Raw genomic sequence first — 23,059 nt, forward strand, 5'->3', positions numbered from 1 at the left:
CCATTGGCCGTCCCATCGATAACGTGCGCACCTACGTGCTGGACGCGGCGCTACAGCCTTGCGCCGTGGGCGCCGTCGGCGAGTTGCACATCGCCGGTGATTCCCTGGCCCGTGGTTACCACCAACGACCGGCACTGAGCGCCGAGCGCTTCATTCCCGATCCGTTCGCGCCAGCCCCGGGCGGCCGCCTGTATCGCACCGGTGACCTGGCCCGTTATGGCGCCGACGGGGTGATCGAGTACCTCGGCCGGATCGACCATCAAGTGAAGATCCGTGGCCTGCGTATCGAACTGGGGGAAATCGAAGCGCGCCTGCAGGCCGATGCCGATGTGCGCGATGCGGTGGTGCTGGCGCGGGACGACGTGAGCGGGCCGAACCTGGTGGCCTATCTGGTCGGCCAGGACAGCCCTCTTGACCAGGGCAGCCTGGGCGACCGGCTCAAGGCGCGACTGGCGGCCCAGGTGCCGGACTTCATGGTGCCGACCCATTGGGTGTTCCTCGACCGCTTGCCGCTGACCCCCAACGGCAAGCTTGATCGCAAGGCCTTGCCGGCACCGGACACCCGTGCCCTGCAGCCGGCATACCTGGCACCGCAGAGCGACCTCGAATGCCGGGTCGCGGCCATCTGGCAAGACGTGCTCAAGGTCGAGCAGGTCGGGCTGGGCGACGACTTCTTCGAGCTGGGCGGGCATTCGCTGCTGGTGGTGAGCGTGGTCTCGCGCCTGCAACTGGAGCTGGGCCTGACCTTGACCCCGCAACTGATTTTCCAATTCCCGGTACTCGGCGCGTTCGTGGCGCAACTCGAGCCTGCCGGCGAACCCATGAGTACGTCGAAATTGAGCAAGCTTGAAGCGCTGCTCGATGAATTTGAGGAGGTTTGATGGACACCGCTGTCGCACAACGTATTGCCAGGCGCTTCATAACGCTGCCGCTGGAAAAACGTCGCTTGTACTTGCAGAAGATGCTCGAAGAGAACGTTTCCCCGGCGAACCTGCCGATCCCGCCTGTCAGTGCCGAGTTCGACACACTGTCGTTGTCGTTTGCCCAGGAGCGCCAATGGTTCCTGTGGCAGTTGGACCCCGAGAGCGCGGCCTACCACATGCCCACGGCCCTGCGCTTGCGCGGGCCGCTGGACATCGCTGCGCTGGAGCAGAGTTTCACCGCGTTGGTGGCCCGGCACGAGAGCCTGCGCACCACCTTCCAGACCCATGGCGAGCAGGTGGTGCAGCAGGTGCACGCGGCGGCGCCGGTGCGTTTGCAGGCAGACACCCTGGAACGGTTGCCGGACGAGACGCAGCTGCGCCAGTTGATCGAAGGGGAAACCCGCCAGCTCTTCGACCTGCAACAGGGGCCGCTGCTGCGCACGCGCCTGCTGCGGTTGGCGGCGGATGATCATGTGCTGATCGTGACCTTGCACCACATCGTGGCCGATGGCTGGTCGATGCAGGTGATGGTCGAGGAACTGGTCAACGGCTACGCCGCCTTCAGCCAGGGCCGCGCGCCGCAATTGCCGGCGCTGCCGATCCAGTACACCGACTACGCCATCTGGCAGCGGCACTGGATGGAAGCGGGTGAGCGCGAGCGTCAGTTGGCATACTGGACCGCACGCCTGGGCGGCCAGCAACCCGTGTTGGAACTGCCGACCGACTTCCCGCGTCCGGCGGTGATGAGCTATCGCGGCGCGCGGCTGGAACTGGCCATCGACGCGGTACTGGCCGGCGATCTCAAGCACATGGCCCAGCGTGAAGGCGTCAGCCTGTTCATGCTCCTGCTGGCCTCGTTCCAGGCGCTGCTGCATCGCTACAGCGGCCAGAACGATATTCGCGTCGGCGTGCCGACGGCCAACCGCAACCGGGTCGAGACCGAGCGCCTGATCGGCTTTTTCGTCAACACCCAGGTACTGGACAGCGATGTCCAGAGCCAGGATTCGTTTGGCGCCTTGCTGCAACAAGTGAAGCAGACAGCCCTGGGCGCCCAGGCTCATCAGGAGCTGCCGTTCGAGCAACTGGTCGAGGCGTTGCAGCCTGAGCGCAACCTGAGCCACAGCCCGCTGTTCCAAGTGATGTTCAACCACCGGACCCAAGGCCCGGCGGGCGAGGGGCCGGTCGGAGCGTTGAAAGTCGAGGAACTGCGCTGGGATTCGCACACGGCGCAATTCGACCTGACCCTGGAAACCGTGGAGCACAGTGAAGGGCTTTCGGCAGGGCTGATCTATGCCACCGACCTGTTTGGCGCCGAGACGATTGCGCGCCTGGCCGGGCATTGGCAGAACCTGTTGCGGGCGATCGTGGCCGACCCGGCGCAGCGCATCGGTGAATTGCCGTTGCTCGACGCGGTCGAGCGCCAGGCCCAGCTCGACAACGGCCAGCGCAGCCCGACGCCGGCGCCCGAGGCGGGTTTTGTTCATCAACTGTTCGAAAGACAAGCGGCCTGCACCCCGGACGCCCCGGCGCTGGTGATCGACGGCGAGCGCTGGAGCTACGGCCAACTCAATGCCCGGGCCAATCAGTTGGCGGGCAAGCTGCAAAGCCTCGGCGTGGGCCCGGATGTCCTGGTCGGCATTGCCGTGGAACGCAGCGCGCACATGCTGGTAGGCCTGCTGGCGATCCTCAAGGCCGGCGGCGCCTACCTGCCGCTGGACCCGGCGTTCCCCCAGGACCGCCTGGCCTACATGATCGAAGACAGCGGCATCGAGCTGCTGCTGACCCAAAGTTCGCTGCTCGACCAGCTACCGCTGTCCTGTGGGAGCGAGCTTGCTCGCGATAGCGGTGGTTCAGTCAATATTGATGTTGGCGGTGAGGGCCTCATCGCGAGCAAGCTCGCTCCTACAGGGGGCGGTGGTGTGAATACGTTGGTGTTGGACCAGGAGGGTGACTGGCTCGACGGCTATGCCTGCGACGCGCCGGCGCCGCGCCTGGATGCGGAGCACCTGGCCTACGCGATCTACACCTCCGGCTCCACCGGCAAGCCCAAGGGTGTGATGGTGCGCCACGGCGCGCTGACCAACTTCGTCGCGAGCATGGCCCAGGCGCCGGGCATGACGGCCCAGGACCGGGCGTTGTCGCTGACCACGTTCTCGTTCGATATTTTCGGCCTGGAAATCTACGTGCCGCTGATGGTCGGCGCGTGCATCGTGCTGACCGGCCAGCACGTCGCCCAGGACCCGTACGCGGTGTTGGCGCTGATCGCGGCCGAGCAGGTCAACGTGGTGCAGGCCACGCCGTCGACCTGGCGCATGTTGCTGGACAACGAGCACGCCCAGGGTTTGCGCGGCTGCAAATGCCTGTGCGGTGGCGAGGCGCTGCCCCAGGAACTGGCCGTGCGCATGCTCGCCCTCGGCGGTGAAGTGTGGAACCTCTACGGCCCGACGGAAACCACCATCTGGTCGGCCTTGCACCCGTTGCAAAGCCAGGCCGCGCAACCCTGGCTGGGCGGGCCCATCGACAACACGGCGCTGTACATCGTCGGCGCCGACCTGATGCCGGTGCCCTATGGCGTGGCCGGTGAATTGCTGATCGGCGGCCAGGGTCTGGCCCGTGGTTATTTCCAGCGTCCGGCGCTGACCGCCGAACGTTTCGTGCCCCATCCGTTTGTCGCCGGCGAGCGCCTGTATCGCACCGGTGACCTGGCGCGCCAGCGGGCCGACGGCATCCTCGAATACCTCGGGCGCATCGACCATCAGGTGAAGATTCGCGGGTTCCGCATCGAGCTGGGCGAAATCGAAGCGCGCCTGCTGGAACAGGACAGCGTGCGCGAAGCGGCGGTGCTGGCCCAGGAGGCACCGGGCGGCCAGGCGCTGGTGGCGTACATCGTTCCAACCGCCGAACTGAATGACCTGGACGCCGGCGCCCAGAGCGCCCTGCGCGACAGCCTCACGGCCCGGCTCAAGGTCAACCTGCCCGACTACATGGTGCCGGCGCACATGGTGGTGTTGCCACGCTTCCCGCTGACGCCCAACGGCAAGCTGGATCGCAAGCAGTTGCCCAAGCCCGATGCCAGCCAGTGGCAGAAAACCTATGTCGCGCCGCAGACACCCGTGCAGCAGGCGGTGGCGACGATCTGGGCCGACATCCTCAAGGTGCCGCGGGTGGGCCTGGACGACAATTTCTTTGAACTGGGCGGCCATTCCTTGCTCGCCACCCAGGTGATGTCGCGGATTCGCCAGCAACTGAATATCCAGGTGCCGTTGCGCCTGTTGTTCGCCCATAACAGCCTGCGGGCGTTTGTCGAGGCCATGGGCACGGCATCGGCCCACGATGAACCGGGCATCCCACGCATTCCTCGCGACCAGCCGCTGGCGCTCTCGTTCGCCCAGCAACGGCAGTGGTTCCTCTGGCAACTGGACCCCACCAGCAGCGCCTATCACATTCCGGCGGCCCTGCGTTTGCGCGGCGCCCTCGACCGTGCGGCGCTGCAACAGAGCTTCGATGCACTGGTGGCGCGTCACGAGAGCCTGCGTACCCGCTTCGTGCTCGACCATGAGCGTCCTCTGCAAGTGATCGACGAACCAGCGCCGTTGGCCCTGGCGGTGGAATCGCTCGAAGCCGGCGTCGATGAACATGCCTTGCGCGGCTTGATCGAAGCCGAGACCCGGCAACCGTTCGATTTGCAGCGCGGTCCGTTGCTGCGGGTCAAGTGGCTGCAACTGGGCGCTGAGCACCATGTGCTGATCCTGACCCAGCACCACATCGTGTCCGATGCCTGGTCGATGCAGATCATGGTCGACGACCTGCTGCAGTTGTACGCAGGTTTCAGCCAGGGCCAGCCGGTGACGCTGGCGCCACTGCCGATCCAGTACGCCGACTATGGCCACTGGCAGCGGCAGTGGCTGGCGGCAGGGGAGCAGCAGCGTCAACTCGACTACTGGATCGAGCAGTTGGACGGCGAGCAACCGATTCTCGAACTGCCGACCGACCATCCGCGTCCGGCCCAGCAAAGCTATCGTGGGGCACGGCTGCCCATCGTCATCGAACCGGCCCTGGCCGAAGGCCTCAAGGGCCTGGCCCAGCAGCACAACAGCACGCTGTTCATGCTCTTGCTCGCCGGCTTCCAGACCTTGCTGCACCGCTACAGCGGGCAGGACGACATCCGCGTCGGCGTGCCGATCGCCAACCGTAACCGGGTGGAAACCGAGCGTCTGCTGGGCTTCTTCGTCAACACCCAAGTGCTCAAGGCCGACATCGACGGCAACCTGCGATTCGACCAGTTGCTCGATCAGGTCAAGCAACGGGCCCTCGGCGCCCAGGCCCATCAGGACCTGCCGTTCGAACAACTGGTGGAACGGCTAGAGCCGGCACGCAACCTGAGCCACACGCCACTGTTCCAGGTGATGTTCAACCATGCCAGCGATGCCCGCCGGGACCTGTCGGCGTTGCCGGGCCTGAGCCTGGAGCAACTGACCTGGGACTCGGGCACCGCCCAGTTCGACCTGACCCTGGACACCTTCGAGTACGCCGATGGCCTCAGCGCCGCGCTGACTTACGCCAGCGACCTGTTCGAGCCGAGCACCATCGCCCGCCTGGGTGAGCACTGGCTGAACCTGTTGCGCGCCATCGTCGCCAACCCGACCCAGCGCATCGCCGAGCTGCCGATGCTGGACGGGGCGCAGCGGCGCCTGATCGTCGAGGACTGGAACCGCACCTACGCCGACTACCCGAACCATCTTCCGGTTCATCATTTGATCGAAGCCCAGGTCGAGCGCGACCCCCACGCCGAGGCGCTGGTGTTCGCAGGGCAGTCGCTGAGCTATGCCCAGCTCAACGCCCGCGCCAACCAGTTGGCCCACGCCTTGATCGAGCGCGGCGTCGGCCCGGATGTGCTGGTGGGCATCTCGGTGCAGCGCAGCGTGGAAATGGTGGTCGGGCTGCTGGCGATCCTCAAGGCCGGTGGCGCCTACGTGCCGTTGGACCCGGAATACCCGCCGGAACGCCTGGCCTACATGATCGAGGACAGCGGCATCGAGCTGCTGCTGACCTGTGGGAGCGAGCTTGCTCGCGATAGCGGTGGTTCAGTCAATATTGATGTTGAAGGTGAGGGCCTCATCGCGAGCAAGCTCGCTCCCACAGGAGGGGGCGGTGTCACCACGTTGGTGCTGGATGGGGATGACGACTGGTTGCGGGACAAGGCCACCGACAATCCGCCTGCCCGGGCCGTTGCCCAGAACCTGGCCTATGTGATCTACACCTCCGGCTCCACTGGCAAACCCAAGGGCGCCGGCAACAGCCACGGCGCCCTGACCAACCGCTTGTGCTGGATGCAACAGGCCTATGGCCTGGAGGCCGGCGACAGTGTCTTGCAGAAGACGCCGTTCAGTTTCGACGTGTCGGTCTGGGAGTTCTTCTGGCCGTTGATGACCGGCGTGCGCCTGGTCGTCGCGGCACCGGGCGATCATCGCGATCCGCAGAAGCTGGTCAGCCTGATCGAACGGGAAAGCATCACCACCCTGCATTTCGTGCCGTCGATGCTGCAGGCGTTCGTGCTGGATGCCAACGTCAGCCGGTGCACCCGTCTGACCCGCATCGTCTGCAGCGGCGAAGCCCTGCCGGTGGATGCCCAGCAGCAGGTGTTCGCCAAGTTGCCCAATGCCCGGCTGTATAACCTGTACGGTCCGACCGAAGCGGCCATCGACGTGACCCATTGGACCTGCCGCGACGAAGGGCGCGATGCGGTGCCGATTGGCGAGCCGATTGCCAACCTGATGACCTACATCCTCGACGATGAACTCAACCCGGTGCCGAGCGGCGTCAACGGCGAGCTGTACCTCAGCGGCCAGGGCCTGGCCCGCGGTTATCACCGCCGTCCCGAACTGACTGCCGAGCGTTTCGTCGCCAGCCCTTTCGTGGCCGGCGAGCGGCTGTACCGCACCGGTGACCTGGCGCGCTATCGCCCGGACGGGGTGATCGACTATGTCGGTCGGATCGACCACCAGGTGAAGGTCCGCGGGTTCCGTATCGAATTGGGTGAGATCGAAGCGCGCCTGCTTGAACATGCAGCGGTGCGAGAAGCGGTGGTGGTGGCCCAGGACAGCCGCAGCGGCAAGGTGCTGAGCGGCTACGTGGTCGCCCAGGCCGGCGAGGCCAGCGACTGGCCGCTGTTGCGCGAAGCGCTGCTGGCCCATTTGCGCCTGAACCTGCCGGAGCACATGGTGCCGACGCACCTGACCCGCCTGGAACACATGCCGCTGAGCCCGAACGGCAAACTCGACCGCAAGGCGCTGCCGGCACCGGACCTGGCCGAGCGCCAGGAAGCCTTCACGGCACCGGTCAACGCCATCGAGCGGGCACTGGTGGACATCTGGCAAGGGGTGCTCGGCGTCGAGCGAGTGGGCACTGCCGACAACTTCTTCGCCCTGGGTGGCGACTCGATCAACTCGATCCAGGTGGTCAGCCGGGCGCGTGCCCAAGGCATCGGCCTGACCCCCAAGGACCTGTTCCTGCACCAGAACATCCAGGCCCTGGCGCGGGTCGCCACGGCGACCGATGAAGGCGTGATCGACCAAGGCCCGGTCACCGGCGACAGCCTGCTGGTGCCGATGCAGCATTGGTTCTTCGCCAGTGATATCCCGCACCGCGACCACTGGAACCAATCGGTCCTGCTGACCCCGCGCGAACCCTTGGACATTGCCCACCTGCAACAGGCCCTCCAGCACGTGGTGGCCCATCACGATGCCTTGCGCCTGCGGTTCACCGAGGCCGACGATGGTCGCTGGCACGCCAGCCATCAGGCCGTGGATAAACAGCCGCTGGAGATCTGGCAGCGCACCGCGCAGGACGCCGCCGAGATCATCGCCATCGCCGACCAGGCCCAACGCAGCCTCGACCTGCAACACGGCCCGTTGCTGCGCTGCAGCCTGATCGCGGTGCAGGACGGCAGTTCGCGCCTGCACCTGGCGATTCATCACCTGGTCATGGACGGCGTGTCGTGGCGGGTGCTGCTGGAAGACCTGCAAAACGTCTACCGCCAACTGCGGGCGAACCAGGCGCCGGCCTTGCCGGGCAAGTCCACGGCGTTCAAGGCCTGGGCCGCTCAGTTGCAGGACTACGCCCACAGCGAAGCCCTGAACAAGGAACTGGATTACTGGGTCGGGCAACTGGACCAGCCCCTGCCGCCGTTGCCACGGGCCCGTCCCGAGGGCAGCCAGGCCGCGGCCCATGGCCGTTCGGTGAGCACACGCCTGGATGCCACCCAGACCCAGCGTTTGCTCAAGCAGGCGCCGACGGCCTATCGCACCCAGGTCAACGATTTGCTGCTCAGCGCCCTGGCGCAAGTGGTCTGCCAATGGACCGGGCAACCGGCCTGCCTGGTGCAGCTCGAAGGCCATGGCCGCGAAGAACTGTTCGAGGGCATCGACCTGAGCCGCACCGTCGGTTGGTTCACCAGCCTGTTCCCGGTGTTGCTGACGCCGGCCGGCGACCCCGCCGAGTCGATCAAGCGGATCAAGGAACAACTGCGGGCGGTGCCGAACAAGGGCCTGGGCTACGGCGTCCTGCGTTACCTGGGGGCCGAAGCGGTCCAGCAGCGCCTGGCAAAACTGCCGCCAGCGCGCATCACCTTCAACTACCTGGGGCAGTTTGACCAGAGCTTCGATGAGCAGGCGCTGTTCGTGCCGAGCGAGGAGGGCAGTGGCGCAGGCCACGGCGATGACGTGGCCCTGGGCAACTGGCTGACCATCGACGGCCGGATCTTCAACGGCCAGTTGTCCCTCGACTGGACCTTCAGTGGCGATGTTTTCGACGCGGCCACGCTCCAGTCGTTGGCCGATGCCTACGCCGTGGCGTTGCAACAACTGATCGATCACTGCTGCACCGACGGGCACTTGGGCCTGACACCTTCGGACTTCCCTCTGGCGCGCCTGAGCCAGGCGCAACTCAATGGCCTGCCGGTGCCCGTGGCGCAGGTGGAGGACATCTATCCGCTGTCGCCGATGCAGGACGGCATGCTGTTCCACACCCTGGCCGACGACAGCTCCGGCTTGTACATCAACCAGATCAGCCTGCCGGTGCATGGCCTGGACTCCGAGCGTTTCGCCCGGGCCTGGACGTCGGTGATCGAGCGCGAAGACATCCTGCGCACCAGTTTCCACTGGCAGGATGGCTTGAGCGCGCCAGTGCAAATCGTCCATCGCCAGGTTGAGTTGCCGTTGCAGATTGAAGACTGGCGTGGACAGGACATCAGCGAGCAGGCGATCAGCGCCCGGGCGACCGCCGACTACCTGGCCGGTTTCGACCTGAGCCGCGCGCCTTTGCAACGGGTGTTGTTGCTGCGCCTGGAAGACGATCGCTACCAGATGATCTGGACCTGCCATCACATCCTCATGGACGGCTGGAGCAGTTCGCGGTTGTTCGGTGAGGTGTTGCAGTTCTACGCCCATGGGCAGGTGCCCAGCCGCAATGGTCGCTACCGCGAGTTCATCGAATGGCTGCAACGCCAGGACCAGGGCGCGCTGGAACGTTTCTGGCGCAGCCGCCTCGACACCTTGGAACAGGCGACTTCCCTTAACCAGGCGATGTTCCCGCGGCATGTCGAGGCATTGCCGGGGCACGAGGCGCTGTATTCGCGCTGGGACGTGGCACAGACCGCTCGCCTGCAACAGGCCTGCCGCGCCTTGCAGATCACACCCAATACCTTGATCCAAGGGGCGTGGCTGCTGTTGCTGCAACGCTTCACCGGGCAGAACACCGTGGTCTTCGGCGCCACCGTCGCCGGGCGTCCGGCGGGGCTGGTCAACGCCGACAACATCCTCGGCCTGTTCATCAACACCTTGCCGGTGATCCAGACCCTGGACCCCGAGCAGCCGCTGGATCAATGGCTGCAACAGTTGCAGGCCTACAACCTGGACCTGCGTGAGCATTCCCATGCGCCACTGGCGGACATCCAGCGCTGGTCGGGCCTGGGCGGGCAGGGCTTGTTCGACAGTATCATCGTGTTCGAGAACTACCCCATCGACGAACGCCTGGGCGACCAGCAGGACACCGGCCTGAGCTTCGGCGAGTCACGCAATCATGACGTGACCAACTTCCCGATGGACCTGGCGGTCAACCTGGGTGAAACACTGTCCATCGAGTACCTGTTCCTGCGCAATGCCTTCAGCGTCGACGCGGTGGAGCGAATCCGCCGCACCCTGGAAGACACCCTGGAAGCGATGATCGATGCGCCCCACGTGTGCCTGGGCAACCTGCAGCGCTTGTCGCCGGAACAGTGGCGGGCCTTCGCACACTGGAGCGCGGCGCCGAACGGTTGCTATCAGGCGCAGTTGCTGCCGGAGCTGATTGGCCGGCATGCCCAGTCGCGTCCGCAGGCCACGGCGCTGGTGTGTGGCGACGACTCGCTGGACTATGGCGAACTGGAGCGCCGGGCCAACCGCCTGGCCCACCGTTTGATCGAGCTCGGCGCCGGCCCGGAAGTGGTGGTCGGCGTGGCCCTGGAGCGTTCGGTGGACATGGTCGTGACGCTGCTGGCGGTGATGAAAAGCGGTTCGGCGTATGTGCCGCTGGACATCGATTATCCACCCGAGCGCCTGGCGTTCATGATCGAAGATTCGGCCATGGCGCTGTTGCTGACCCACAGCCGGGTGCAGGCGCGCCTGCCGGATCTCGACGGTCTGGCGCGCCTGGTCATCGACGGTTTCGATAGTCGCGGCTACAGTGATTTGCCGCCCCACAGCGGTTTGCTCGGCGGCAACCTGGCCTACCTGATCTACACCTCGGGCTCCACCGGTCGCCCCAAAGGCGTCGCCGTGGCGCACGGGCCGATGAGCATGCATTGCCAGGCCATCGCCGGGCTGTACGACATGGACGAACACACCCGCGAACTGCATTTCATGTCGTTCGCCTTCGACGGCGCCCATGAGCGCTGGCTGAGCACGCTGTTCAGCGGCGGCACCCTGGTGATTCGCGACGGCGCGCTGTGGACGCCGGAGCAGACCTTCGACGCCTTGCACCGCCACGGCATTACCATCGCCTGCTTCCCGCCGGCCTACCTCAAGCAACTGGCCGAATACGCCGCCAACAGCCAGTTGGCACCGCCGCCGGTGCGGGTGTACTGCTTCGGCGGCGATGCGGTGCCGGACCAGACCTTCGAGCAAGTGAAGGCGGCGTTGCGTCCGCAATTCTTCACCAACGGCTACGGCCCGACTGAAACCGTGGTCACGCCGATGCTGTGGAAGGTGCCGGCCAGCGAACGTTGCGAAGCCGCCTACGCGCCGATCGGGCGTGCGGTGGGTGAGCGCGCCTTGTATGTGCTGGACGACAACCTCAACCCGTTGCCGCCGGGCATTGCCGGCGAGTTGTACATCGGTGGCGCGGGCATCGCCCGTGGTTATCACCGCCGCCCGGACCTGAGTGCCGAGCGCTTCGTGCCGGACCCGTTCGGCCAGCCGGGCGATCGCCTGTACCGCAGCGGCGACCTGGTACGCCAGCGCGTCGACGGGGTGCTCGATTACGTCGGCCGTATCGACCACCAGATCAAGGTGCGGGGTTTCCGCATCGAACTGGGAGAAGTGGAGGCCAGCCTGCGGCAACTGGACGACGTCAGCGATGCGGTGGTGATCGCCCGCGACAGTGCGTCGGGCAAGCAACTGATCGGCTACGTGGTCACCCCCGACGGCGTGGCCATCGGCGATCGGCTCAAGGCCGAGCTGCGGGCGCAATTGCCGGATTACATGGTGCCGGCCCAGGTCATCTGCCTGGAGGCGTTGCCGGTCACCCCGAACGGCAAGCTCGATCGCCAGGCCTTGCCGGAGCCGGAGTTCAAGGGGGCCGAGTATGTGCCGGGGCGTAACCGCGATGAGCAACTGTTGGCCGAGGTCTGGGCTGATGTGTTGCAAGTCGAGCGGGTGGGCATCACCGACAATTTCTTCGAGTTGGGTGGGGACTCGATCCTCAGCCTGCAAGTGGTCTCGCGGGTGCGCAACCATGGGGAGCTGAAGATGGAGCTCAAGCTGCGGGACCTGATGCGCGGCCAGACCATCGAGGCGATTTTCGACCAACGTTCGAACACCCATGCCGTGACGGTCGAGGACCTGACCCAGGTGGCCGCCGAAGGGCAGTTCAACCTGATTCCGATCCAGCAATGGTGGTTCGATCAGCGCATGAGCGAGCCCCATCATTACAACCAGGCGTTGATGCTGCGGGCCCGCCAGGGGTTGAACCTGACGGCACTGGAATTGGCCTTGCGGTGCATGATGCAGCAGCACGATGCCTTGCGCCTGCGCTTCAGTGAGGTCGGCGGGCGTCACCTGCAGCATTACCAGGCGCTGGAGGAGATGCAGGCCCAGTGGGCCAACGAGCCTTTGCTGTGGCAGCACAGCGTGGCCGATGAAGCCGAACTGGAGTTGTACGCCGAACAGGTGCAACGCAGTCTTGATGTGCACAACGGGCCCGTGTGGCGCACGGCGCATGTGACCCTGGGCAGCGGTGAAGTTCGTGTGCTGATGGTGATTCATCACCTGGTCATCGACACGGTGTCGTGGCGTTTGCTGCTGCAGGATTTGCAGACGGCTTATGCGGCCTACAGCGACGGCCAGACGCCGAACCTGCCGATTCGCACCAGCAGCTACCGGGCCTGGGCCGAGGGCCTGCAAGCCTATGCGCGGGACTATCCGGCGCCGGAAAAAGCCTGGTGGCTGGAGCAGATCGACCAGCCGGGCAGCGAGTTGCCGTGTGACAACCTGCGGGGCAAGAACCGGGTGCAGTACCAATCGGTGGCGCATTTGAGCCTGTCGGAGCAGCACACCCAGCAGTTGCTCAAACAGGTGCCGGCGGTCTACCAGACGCAGATCAACGACGTGCTGCTGGCGGCGCTGAGCCGGGTCTTGTGCCGCTGGAGCCAGCAGCCGTCGGTGCTGATCCAACTGGAGGGGCATGGGCGCGAGGACCTGGTCAAGGACATCGACCTGAGCCGCAGCCTGGGCTGGTTCACCAGCATGTTCCCGGTGCGCCTGACCCCGAGCCATGAAGCCGACATCGGCACCTCGGTGCGGGCGGTGCAACGGCAGTTGGCCGCGGTGCCGAACAAGGGATTGGGCTATGGCGTGTTGCGCTACATGAGCGGCGAGCCGATGGCCGCCACCCTGGGCCGCGCGCCCCAGGCACGGGTGACGTTCAACTACCTGGGGCAGTTCGACCAGAGTTTCGACGACAAGGCGTTGCTGGTGCCGGCGGCGGAAAGCTACGGCAGCTGCTACAGCCCCCATGCCGCGCTGGGCAACTGGCTGGAAGTGGTGGGGCAGGTGTACGACGGGCGGCTGGCGCTGCGCTGCATCTTCAGCACCCGCCGCTACCGTGCCGAGACCGTCGAGGGATTGATGCGCGCGTACCAGGAGGAACTCGAAGCGTTGATCGAGCACTGCGTGGCGCAAGCGGCCTGAATCTCAAGCCGGGCATCGCCCTGTGGCGAGGGGATTTATCCCCGTTGGGCTGCGCAGCAGCCCCAATAAATTGACAAGCGATATGTCAGGTTGACCGAGTCGACAGGATTGGGGCCGCTTCGCGACCCAGCGGGGATAAATCCCCTCGCCACAGGGGGAGGTTTCAGTCCTGGCTCATCTTTTACCCATGGTTTTTCATAAGGAACCCCTGCGATGTCCTTGCATCCGGAACTCAACGCCTTCCTCGACCTGGCCGAAGAAAGCCAGGCCGACGGCCCCGGGCCGTTTCACCTGTCGACGCCGGCCCAGGCCCGCGAGGCGTTCGAGCGCACCACCGGGCAATTGCGCTGGGATGCTCCGGCGGATGTGCAGTGCGCCACTCACGCATTCACCGCCCGTGACGGCGCGACGCTGGCGCTGCGTCTGTATCGTCCCGCCACGGCTTCGGTCCAGGCGCTGCCGGTGCTGGTGTATTTTCACGGCGGCGGCTATGTGGTCGGCAGCCTGGCATCCCACGACGGTGTCTGCCGCGAATTCTGCGCCCGGACACCGTGCGCGGTGTTGTCGGTGGGCTATCGCCTGGCCCCGGAGCACACCTTCCCGACCCCGCTGAACGACGGCGCCGACGCCCTGGTCTGGCTTGCGCAACAGGCCCGCGCCGAAGGCCTGGACATCAGCCGCGTGGCGTTCGGCGGGGACAGCGTCGGCGCGACACTGGCGACCGTGCTTGCGCTGCAAGCGGCCCTGGAACCGGCCTCCCTGGCGATCAAACCGTGTTTTCAATTGCTCTGTTACCCGGTGACCGATGCGTCCACCAGCAGCCCGTCCACCGAGCTGTTCGGCGAAGGCTATCTGCTGGAGAGCGAAACCCTCGAGTGGTTCTACCGGCATTACGCCAATGAGCCCACCGATCGCCTGGACTGGCGTTTCTCGCCATTGCTGGCGCCCGGTTGCCCAGGCCTGGCCCCGGCCCTGATCGCCCTGGCCGGCCATGACCCACTGCTCGACGAAGGCCGCGCCTACGCCAGGCGTATGCAGGCGCAGGGGGTGAGCGTGGAACTGATCGAATACACCGGCCTGATCCACGACTACCTGCGCTTGCAGAGCGTGGTGCCGGAGATTGACGAGGTGTACGCGCAATTGAGCCAAGCCTTGCGAACTGCACTCACCGCCTGAGTCACCACAAATCCCTTGTGGGAGCGAGCTTGCTCGCGATAGCGGTATGTCAGCCAGCATGTGAAGTGACTGATACACCGCCATCGCGAGCAAGCTCGCTCCCACAGTTGTTTTAGGGGGGACTCAGGATTTGCACATGCCACCGATCCCTTGTGGGGTGGTCTCAGCATTTGCACATGCCACACATCCTCTGTGGCAGGGTTTCAGGATTGGCAGGCACAAAAAACCGGGCCAGGCCCGGTTTTTTTGTGGGGTGTTGTTTAGAAGTCGTAGGTCACGTCCAGCGACGCCACGCGTTCCTGGCCGTAGTAGCAGCCGAACGAGTAGTTGCAGTGGGACACATACTCGCGGTCGAAGACGTTCTGCACGTTCAGGCTGGTGGTGACGCCACGCAGGCTCGAGGTGGCCTTGCCCATGTCATAGCTGATGGTGGTGTCGAACACGGTGAAGGCCGGTACGTCGAACGAGTTGGCCGCGTCGCCCGGCTTGCGGCCGGTGTGACGGGCGCCCGCGCCGAAGGTCAGGCCATTGAGGACGGCCTGGGTGAAGTGGTAGTCGACCCACAGCGTGGCGGAGAACGGCGCCTGTTGTTCGCTGCGGTTGCCCTCGTTGCCGTAGTTGTCCTTGGTGTAGAACGAGTCGAGGTAGGTGGCGGCGGCCATGACGTCGATGTTGTCGACGGTGGATTTGACTTCCAGTTCAACGCCCCGTGAACGCACCTGGCCCGACTGGATCGAGTTCTGCGGATCGGCGGGGTCGGCGGTGACCAGGTTCTTCTGTTTGATCTGGAACACCGAGGCGGTAATCATCGTCTTGTCGAACGGCTGGTACTTCACACCCACTTCGTATTGCTCGCCTTCTGTCGGCTTGAAGGCTTCGCCGCTAGCGTCCGTGCCCGTGGTCGGCAGGAAGGATTCCGAGTAGCTGATGTACGGCGCCAGGCCGAAATCGGTGACATAGGTCAGGCCAATCCGGCCGGTGAACTTGTTGTCACGCAGTGAGGAAACGGTGCCCGCCAGCAGGTCCTTGTTGTCCACTTCGGCCCAGTCCTGGCGGCCACCCACGGTCAGGATCCACTTGTCCAGCTTGATCTGGTCTTGCAGGTAGACGCCGGTCTGGCGAACGGTGTTGTCCCACTTGGTGTCCAGCGTTGGGGTTACGCTGCCGGTGTCGTAGTTGTTGTTATTGCCGTACAGGTCGATCGGCACGACGTTGTAGGCGTTGTAACCATCGTACTTGCGGTTGAAATGCCGATAGTCCACGCCCGCCAGGGTGGTGTGTTCCAGGGCGCCGGTGTTGAATTTGTATTCCACGTTGTTATCGACGGTGTACGCGGTGTTGTGCTGTTGCCAGTCGAGTTTTACCCGGTTGGCCTGGGTCTGGTCAGTGACGCCACCAGTGGTGACGAAGCTGCGCAGGTAGAAGCCCCGGTACTGGTCGCGCACGTCGGTGTAACGCGCAGTGGAGCGGAATTTCAGGTCATCGGTGATGTTGTGGCTGAAGTCGTAGCCCAGGATGAACTGGTCACGCTTGTAGTCGTTCCACCGCGTGTCGCCGGAGAAGAAGTCCCGGTCGATCCGCTGGCCATTGGGGCCGCGCTCCAGGGAACCGATCCGCGGCAGCGCCTGATAGTCCTCCAGGCCGTCGTCGCGCTGGATCTGCGCCAGCACGGTCAGCGAGGTGTCGTCGTTGGGCGCCCAGGTCAGGCTCGGAGCCAGCAGCATGCGTTCGCTGTGGGTGTGATCGACCTGTTGGTTGCCTTTTTTCGCCACGCCGATGACGCGGTAGCTGAATTCCTTCTGGTCGTCGATCGGGCCGCTGGTGTCGAACGCGCCGTTGACCCGGTTGTAGCTGCCCGCGCCCAGTTTGATCTGGCTGCGCTGTTCCGTGGTCGGGCGCTTGGAGACCATGTTGATCAGGCCGCCGGGCTGGTTCTGCCCGTACAGCACCGACGACGGGCCCTTGAGCACTTCGATGCGCTCCAGGGTGTACGGGTCGATTTGCGGTGCGCCGCCGAGGCTGCCGGCATAGGGCAGGTAGGCACCGTCGAGGTACAGCGGCGTGGGCGAGAAACCCCGGCTGGTGATTTCGTCGGCGATGGCGTTGCGGTCGGTGAAGCCGCCGGTGCTCAGGCCCGGCGTGTAGCGCAAGGCCTGGGTCAGGTTGCGTGCGCCCTGGGTGGCGACCTGCTCGGCGGTGACCACGTTGATGGTCTGCGGGATCTCCAGGATCGGCGTGTCGGTCTTGGTGCCGGTGGCGCTGCGGGTGGCGACGTAGCCGTCCACCGGGCCGTAGGCGGTTTCCGCGGATTTACCGGTGATGGTCGTAGCGCCCAGTTCCAGCGAATCCCCTGCCTTCCTGGCGCGCACGCTGACCGTGTTGCCCTGGATGGTGAACATGACGCCGGTCCCCACCAGCATCTGCGACAACGCTTGCGCTGGTGTCAACCGGCCGCTGACCGGTTGGCTGCGCAGGCCCTGGACATCATCGGCGCTGTAGAGCACTTGCATGTTCGATTGATTGCTCAATGCCTGCAGGGCACTCGCCAGCGACTGCGCCGGAATGTTGAGATCGACTTCCTGTGCCTGGACCTGTGCGCTGAACGGCATGGCCAAGGCCAGGCTGAATGCGGTGGCGCTGAAGCCTGGTTGCAGCAGGCGGCGCATGATCAGTGCCTTGGTAAAACGTGGAATCCCCGGAGTTGCTGGCATGTGTTTCACTCTTGCAGGTTTTAGTTTTAATAGGGGTGTAGTTGTCATCAATTCTTAATTAGGACGCACGACCCGGAAAAAACCAGAATGAGAATCGTGATTATTTACGCCGATTGCAGTTCGGTGACCACCCGGCCGGCTTCCATGCGCACCAATTGGTCGGCCACGTCGAAGTAACGGTCGTCGTGGGAAATCACGATGATGGTCTTGCCCAGGCGCTTGAGGTCCGGCAGCAGCTCGGTGTAGAAAATCCGCCGGAAGGTCGGGTCCTGGTCGGCGGCCCATTCGTCGAACACCAGCACCGGGCGTTCTTCCAGCCACGCATTGACCAGTGCCAGGCGCTTGCGTTGGCCGGTGGACAGGTCGGTGGTGGTGAAGGCGCCGTCGCGCACGCTGACCTTGTGGGCGATCTCCAGGCGTTGCAGGTATTTATTGGCGTCGTCCGGGATATGGGTGTCGCCCTGGACGATGTCGTCGAACAGGTAGTAATCGGCAAAAATCGTCGTGAACAACTGGCGATAATCGTCGCGGGTCACGGCTGTCACGACGTGGTCGTTGAGGCGGATTTCTCCTTGCTGCGGCGCGTACAGGCCCAACAGCAGCTTGATCAGCGTGGTTTTGCCGCAACCGTTTTCACCCACGATGAACACGATGTCGCCCTGGTCGATCTTCAGGTTCACCGGTCCCAGGCGGAACGGCGTGGCGCCTTCCACCGCCGGGAAGCTGTAGGCCACATTGCTCAGTTCCAGAGTCTGCACCGGGGTTTTCGGCTGGCCCTGGTCGTTGAGCAACAGGTGCGGTTCAGGGGATGAAAACTGCGCCGACAATTCGGCGATGCGGCGGAAGGCGATCTGTGCGCGGCTGACGATCGGCAGGGTGCCGATCAGGTGTTCCAGCGGGCCTTTCATATACAGCAACACCAGTACGAAACCACTCATCACCGCCTTGTCGGCGCTCGGCCACAGCGATTGCAGGGCCAGGGCCAGGCCGATCACCACGAAGAACAGCATCGAGCCGAAGGTCTTGGCGATCACGAAAATGTTCACCGAGCGAATCTGCGTGTCGCAGATCTTGTCGGCGGTGTGTTCGATGCCCGAGACGAACATGCGTTGCCGCCGGGGGCGATGGATGCGCAGTTCCTTGGCGCCTTCGGCGATGGCGTTGTAGTGCTTCTGCAGTTCGTCCTCGGAATCGCGAGCCTCCATGAAGCCCTTGATCCCACGACCGCGGGCGATGTACTGGACCACGGTGCCGATGACAATCGCCACGACCATCATCAGGAACATCGGCCACGACAGCATGGCCAGGTAACCCATGCAGCCGAGGGTGACGGTCAGGGAAATGGCCAGGGGGGCGAAGGCGAAGGCGAAATCGCTGATGGTGTCGACGTCGTGGGTCAGCACCGGGATCAGGCGATGGCTGCGGTAGCGTTCGATCTGTTGGATGGGCGCCGACAGGACTTTTTCCCCCAGCTCCTTGCGCAGTTTGGCGATGATCTTCTGGCCGACGTAGTTGGTGCCGATGTCGGAACAGATGGAACTGACCAGGGCCAGCAGGCACAACCCGGCGAACACGCCCACCACGGTGGGGCTCAGCCCGCCTTCGGCGTGCAGCACCTGGTTGATGGTCGCCAGCAGCACGGTCACGCTCAGGCCGCCGACCATGCCCAGCAGGATGGCGCCGATGACAATCAGCCGGAAGGGTTTGAGCAGGGTGAACAATTCATTGATCACCCCGCGTTTTGGTTGGCTCATGGAGGTTTCCCTGCTAGATGAAAAGGGCGAAGGCCATCGCGGGGCATTCACCGCATGGGCTGGAGGACGGCGGCACGCCGGGTTGGGGCGCGCCCACCTGTAGAACGATTGGTGGGGGATGGGATTTAATACCTGATTGCCTCAGGAGCGCCGTTGTGGCGAGGGAGCTTGCTCCCGCTGGGTCGAACCACATCTTGTGGCGAGGGGATTTAGCGAAACGTCGCACCGCCCCGCTGGGCTGCGAAGCAGCCCCAATGGAAACCACCGCGTTATTTCTGACTGATCGGTGTTGCCTGTTTGGGGGCTGCTTCGCAGCCCAGCGGGGCGGTGCGACGTTTCGCTAAATCCCCTCACCACAGGGTTAACCATGTCCCCGGTCCAAACAGGTATTTGGGCGAGTCCGTTGATTACATATCCCGCGCCACCCGAAAACCGATCCAGTCCCCCCGATTGCCCGGCACCAACGCGTTGCGGTTGCCAGAGCGGGAGAACACCGGCGCCTCGCCCCAATCGTTGCCGCGGATGCGTTTGAATTCGCACTTGCCGGTCAGCCAGGCGCTGCCGTCGCTCGGGGCGCCCACATAGTTTTCGTTGTAGCAATCGGCGGTCCATTCGTAGATGTTGCCGTGCATGTCGTACACGCCGAAGGCGTTGGGCGCGAAGCTGCCGGCCGGGGCGGTGAAGTTGTAGCCGTCGGCCGCGCCGTAGGTGTTGGCGTGCTGGGCGATGCTGTACTCCTTGCCTTCATCGAACGGGAAGGGGAACGGCCCGGTGCTGCCGCCGCGTGCCGCGTATTCGCGCAGGGACTCGCTGACCAGCCGGTATTGTTTGCCGGTTTTTTTCGACAGCCACGCCACGTAGGCATTGGCTTCGTCGAAGTCCATGCACACCGCCGGGTGCCGGTCGGTGTATTGCTTGCGCGGGTCGCTGCCCTGGTAGTCCGGGATGCCGGCCTTGCACGCTCGACCGGGACGCTCATCGCCATCGGGCATGGTGTAGCCGGTGTCGCGCAGGTAGGCGAACCATTCGCCCTTGAGCACCTGGAAGCGGCTGATCGCCAGGGGCTTGGCAAACGTCACCGGGTGCAGCGGGCCTTCGTCGGGCTCGCGTCCCACTTCGTCGTCCGGGGTGCCCATCTGGAAGGTGCCGGTGGGCAGCACGACCATTTCCGGGCAATCCTTGCAGTCGCGAAAGACCTGGCCCGGTTGTGATGCCTGGGCGCCGGAGGGCAGCAGGGCGGCGAGGGTCAGTGCCGGGAGTAGCTTCAGCGAAAAACTGTTCATCCATCTCTCTCGATAAGGTCAAAAAGGTTCGGCTCAGAGCGTTTTGCCCAGCAACCCCATGAAGCGATCGATCTCGGCTTCGGTGTTGAGCAACCCCGGCGCGGTGCGCACCACCGGTCCCGCATCGCGATGCACGGCGTCGGCGATCACGCGGTTCTTCATCAGGTAGGCGGCGACCTCGTCGCTGTCGTGGCCCTTGACCCGGAAGAAGGTGAAGCCGGCGGACAGCTCCGGGCTCATGGGGGTGATCAGCTCGATCTGTGGCTGTGCCACCAGCTGTTTTTTCAGGTAGCTGTTGAGGGCGTGGATCCGTGCCTGCACCTCGGCCTTGCCCAGTTGCAGGTGCAGCTTGAACGCTTCGTCGGCGGCCCAGCGATGTTCGAAGGCGTGATAGCCCCCCGGGGTCATGACGGTGGAAAACGTCGTGGCTTCGGAAAAGGTCGGAATGATCGGTGTGACGTACTTGAGTTCTTCGCTGCGGCTGCACACCAAGCCGGTGCCCCGTGGGCCGAACATCCACTTGTGGGTGCCGGCAATGAAAAAGTCGCAATTCATGGCGGGGAAGCTGAGGTCTTCGACGCCGAAACCGTGCACGCCGTCCACCACATAGATGATCCGTTGTTCATCGCTGCGGCCTTGGTTGTGCTTGTCCACCAGGGCGCCGATCTTGTCGATCGGCAGCTTCACGCCACTGCCCGAATGCACCCAGGTCATGCCCAGCACCCGGGTTTCGGGGCGGATGTTGCGGTCGATGGCCGTGAGGATCTGTTCATGGCTGGCGTCGTGGGCGTTCTCGAACAGCTTGATCTTGCGCACCCGGGTGCCGCTGCGTTGGGTGCGCAGGTCGAGAATGGTGTGGGTGGCGTAGTGTTCGTGGGCGGTGGTGAGGATTTCCTGATCGGCCGCCACGTGGACGCCGCCATAGATGATCGACAGGCCTTCGGTGGTGCTGCCGGTGAGGGCGATTTGCTTGGGCGAAGCTTGCAGGTAGCGGCCGGCCCAGATGCGGACGTTTTCCTCTCGCTCTTCGGTGACGCCCAGGTCCCAGTCCATCAATAGCCCCGGGTTTTTATCCAGGGCGGCGCGATGCCGGTCGATGGCTTCGCGCACCGGGCGCGGGTGGGTGGTGACGAGGAAGTTGGAGAAGTGCAGGTAGTCCGGGTCCTGGTTGAACAGCGAGCGCAATTGCGCCCATTTGTTCTTGGGCAGCGGTGCCAGTGGATCGGTGCTGGCCGTGGCGGGCAGGCTGGCGGCCAGGGGCAGGCCGGCGACGAGGATCCCGGCCTGCTTCAGGAAGGTGCGACGTTCATTCATGGTTGGGCCGCCTTCTGGGTCGAGGCGATGGCGGGGCAGGCGGCTTTCTGCACCTGATCCCAGACCCGCAGGAAATTGCCGCCCCACAGTTTGGCGATGTCGGCTTCGGAGTAGCCGCGGGTCAGCAGTTCGGCGGTGACGTTGCGGATGTCGCCGACGTTCTCCCAGCCTTTCACGCCGCCGCCTTCGTTGAAGTCCGAGCTGATGCCGACGTGGTCGATGCCGATCTTGCGCACGGTGTAGTCGATGGCGTCCCCCAGGTCCTTGAGGCTGGCCTTGGGTTCTTCTTCGAGGATGCCGTAGAGCTGGCCGGCGTATTCGCCGAACTTCTGTTCCGGCCAGGCGGCGATGATCGGGTCGCCGGGCATCAGCGCCATCGCCAGGTTGGGCAGCGGCGGCAGGTCGAAGCGTTCGCGCAGGGCGTTGAGTCTGTCCTGGGTCTTTTGCGTCAGCGGGCGCAGGTACTGGGAGAAACCGACGATCTGCACCACGCCGCCGCTGGCCTTGATCAGTTGCATTTCCTTGTCGCTGAGGTTGCGCGGTATGTCCACCATCGCCCGAGGTGCCGAATGAGAGGCCACCAGCGGCGTGCGACTCAGTTGCGCGACTTGCTCCAGGGCCAGGGTCGACATCTGCGACACGTCGATGATCACGCCCAGGTCGTTCAGGCGAGTCACCGCTTGCTTGCCGATGTCCGACAGGCCGCCCAGGGCATCGGGCGAGTCGTTGAAGAACGGCAGCGGGCGGGAGGAGTCGGCCCAGTCGTTGTTGCCGATGTAGCTGAAGCCGAACATGCGCATGCCCCGCGCCGTCCACAGGTCCAGCAGGCTCAGGTCGTGGCCCAGGGGATAGGCGTTGAGCATGCTGATGAAAATCGCGAATTTGCCTTCGCCGTGCAGACGGCGGAAATCATCCGGGGTGTAGGCGATGGCGACCTGGTTGGGAAAGTCCCGGACCATGCCGGTGATGATCTTGTAGCGCACTTCCTGCTGGTTGCGCGCTTCCTCGACAAAACCGGCGGTGGGCTTGTGGGGCGCGTTGGGCCCGTTCCACAACTCCGGCCAGCCGAACACCGTCAGGGCCGCGCCGGATAGATGGCCGCGGTTGGCTTTCACCAGGTCGAACTGGCCGCTGCCGTCCTTGTCGGCTTCATTGCCGGCGGTGCCGAAATCCAGCGGCACGGTGATGTGGCTGTCGAAGGACAGCAGGCGTTCGTGCAGTTCCCTGGCCTCTTTCATCACTTTGACCGGGTAGCCGGGGTTGTCCCGCCACCAATGGTCCCAGGCCGCGACGCCCGCACCGACGGCCAACGCCAGGGCCAGGGGCAGGCCGATGAAAAGAGCCTTTTTCGAACGAGGTGTTGTCATTGCCGATCTCAGTCAGGTTCGCCTTGGAAGGACAGGCGCGGGGCCTTTGCTATCTGGGAAGAACGAGTGATCGGGCGGGAAATTTAGG

At 64.6% G+C, this 23,059-nt stretch carries 8 protein-coding genes (1 of these 8 running past the window's edge); 3 read left to right on the top strand and 5 right to left on the bottom strand.

All coding sequences use genetic code 11. The features are described from left to right. The 3 genes from BM317_RS12340 to BM317_RS12350 form a co-directional block, all read left to right on the top strand. Nucleotides 1-881, top strand: partial view of a non-ribosomal peptide synthetase gene (locus tag BM317_RS12340; RefSeq protein ID WP_092474435.1) — the 3' portion only. Its footprint begins 10,198 nt before the window's first position; 881 of the gene's 11,079 nt are visible here — the last part of the coding sequence; its start codon lies beyond the left edge, outside the window; the stop codon is at nucleotides 879-881. Beyond that, nucleotides 881-13,366, top strand: coding sequence for a non-ribosomal peptide synthase/polyketide synthase (locus BM317_RS12345; protein ID WP_092474438.1), 12,486 nt, complete (start codon nucleotides 881-883; stop codon nucleotides 13,364-13,366). The genes BM317_RS12340 and BM317_RS12345 overlap by 1 nt, the downstream gene beginning before the upstream one ends. Nucleotides 13,367-13,579: 213 nt before the next feature. Next, entirely contained in the window at nucleotides 13,580-14,542 is a 963-nt protein-coding gene (locus tag BM317_RS12350) for an alpha/beta hydrolase (RefSeq protein ID WP_092174135.1), read from the top strand. A gap of 260 nt (nucleotides 14,543-14,802) precedes the next feature. On the opposite strand, the gene BM317_RS12355 is transcribed toward BM317_RS12350, so the two are convergent. From BM317_RS12355 to pvdM, 5 genes are all read right to left on the bottom strand, one after another. After that, nucleotides 14,803-17,253, bottom strand: coding sequence for a TonB-dependent siderophore receptor (locus BM317_RS12355; RefSeq protein ID WP_092174137.1), 2,451 nt, complete (start codon nucleotides 17,251-17,253; stop codon nucleotides 14,803-14,805). A 104-nt stretch (nucleotides 17,254-17,357) separates the two neighbouring features. Next, on the bottom strand, nucleotides 17,358-19,007 hold the full coding sequence (locus BM317_RS12360; protein WP_092174139.1) for a cyclic peptide export ABC transporter: 1,650 nt from the start codon (nucleotides 19,005-19,007) through the stop codon (nucleotides 17,358-17,360). A 407-nt stretch (nucleotides 19,008-19,414) separates the two neighbouring features. Next, nucleotides 19,415-20,290, bottom strand: coding sequence for a dihydropyoverdine dehydrogenase (locus BM317_RS12365; RefSeq protein WP_092174142.1), 876 nt, complete (start codon nucleotides 20,288-20,290; stop codon nucleotides 19,415-19,417). Nucleotides 20,291-20,323: 33 nt separating this feature from the next. Further along, entirely contained in the window at nucleotides 20,324-21,604 is a 1,281-nt protein-coding gene (locus BM317_RS12370; protein ID WP_092474439.1) for a pyoverdine-tailoring periplasmic protein PvdN, read from the bottom strand. Further along, on the bottom strand, nucleotides 21,601-22,971 hold the full coding sequence (gene pvdM / locus BM317_RS12375) for a pyoverdine-tailoring dipeptidase-like protein PvdM (RefSeq protein ID WP_092474441.1): 1,371 nt from the start codon (nucleotides 22,969-22,971) through the stop codon (nucleotides 21,601-21,603). Before pvdM ends, BM317_RS12370 begins: the two co-directional genes overlap by 4 nt. Nucleotides 22,972-23,059 lie beyond the last annotated feature (88 nt).

The sequence above is a fragment of the Pseudomonas sp. NFACC24-1 genome, from assembly GCF_900115235.1.
GTDB classification, from domain to species: domain Bacteria; phylum Pseudomonadota; class Gammaproteobacteria; order Pseudomonadales; family Pseudomonadaceae; genus Aquipseudomonas; species Aquipseudomonas fluorescens_AA.

Coding starts and splice junctions, on each gene's coding strand:
- BM317_RS12345 (WP_092474438.1), top strand. CDS start 881: ATGGACACCGCTGTCGCACAACGTATTGCCAGGCGCTTCATAACGCTG.
- BM317_RS12350 (WP_092174135.1), top strand. CDS start 13,580: ATGTCCTTGCATCCGGAACTCAACGCCTTCCTCGACCTGGCCGAAGAA.
- BM317_RS12355 (WP_092174137.1), bottom strand. CDS start 17,253: ATGCCAGCAACTCCGGGGATTCCACGTTTTACCAAGGCACTGATCATG.
- BM317_RS12360 (WP_092174139.1), bottom strand. CDS start 19,007: ATGAGCCAACCAAAACGCGGGGTGATCAATGAATTGTTCACCCTGCTC.
- BM317_RS12365 (WP_092174142.1), bottom strand. CDS start 20,290: ATGAACAGTTTTTCGCTGAAGCTACTCCCGGCACTGACCCTCGCCGCC.
- BM317_RS12370 (WP_092474439.1), bottom strand. CDS start 21,604: ATGAATGAACGTCGCACCTTCCTGAAGCAGGCCGGGATCCTCGTCGCC.
- pvdM (WP_092474441.1), bottom strand. CDS start 22,971: ATGACAACACCTCGTTCGAAAAAGGCTCTTTTCATCGGCCTGCCCCTG.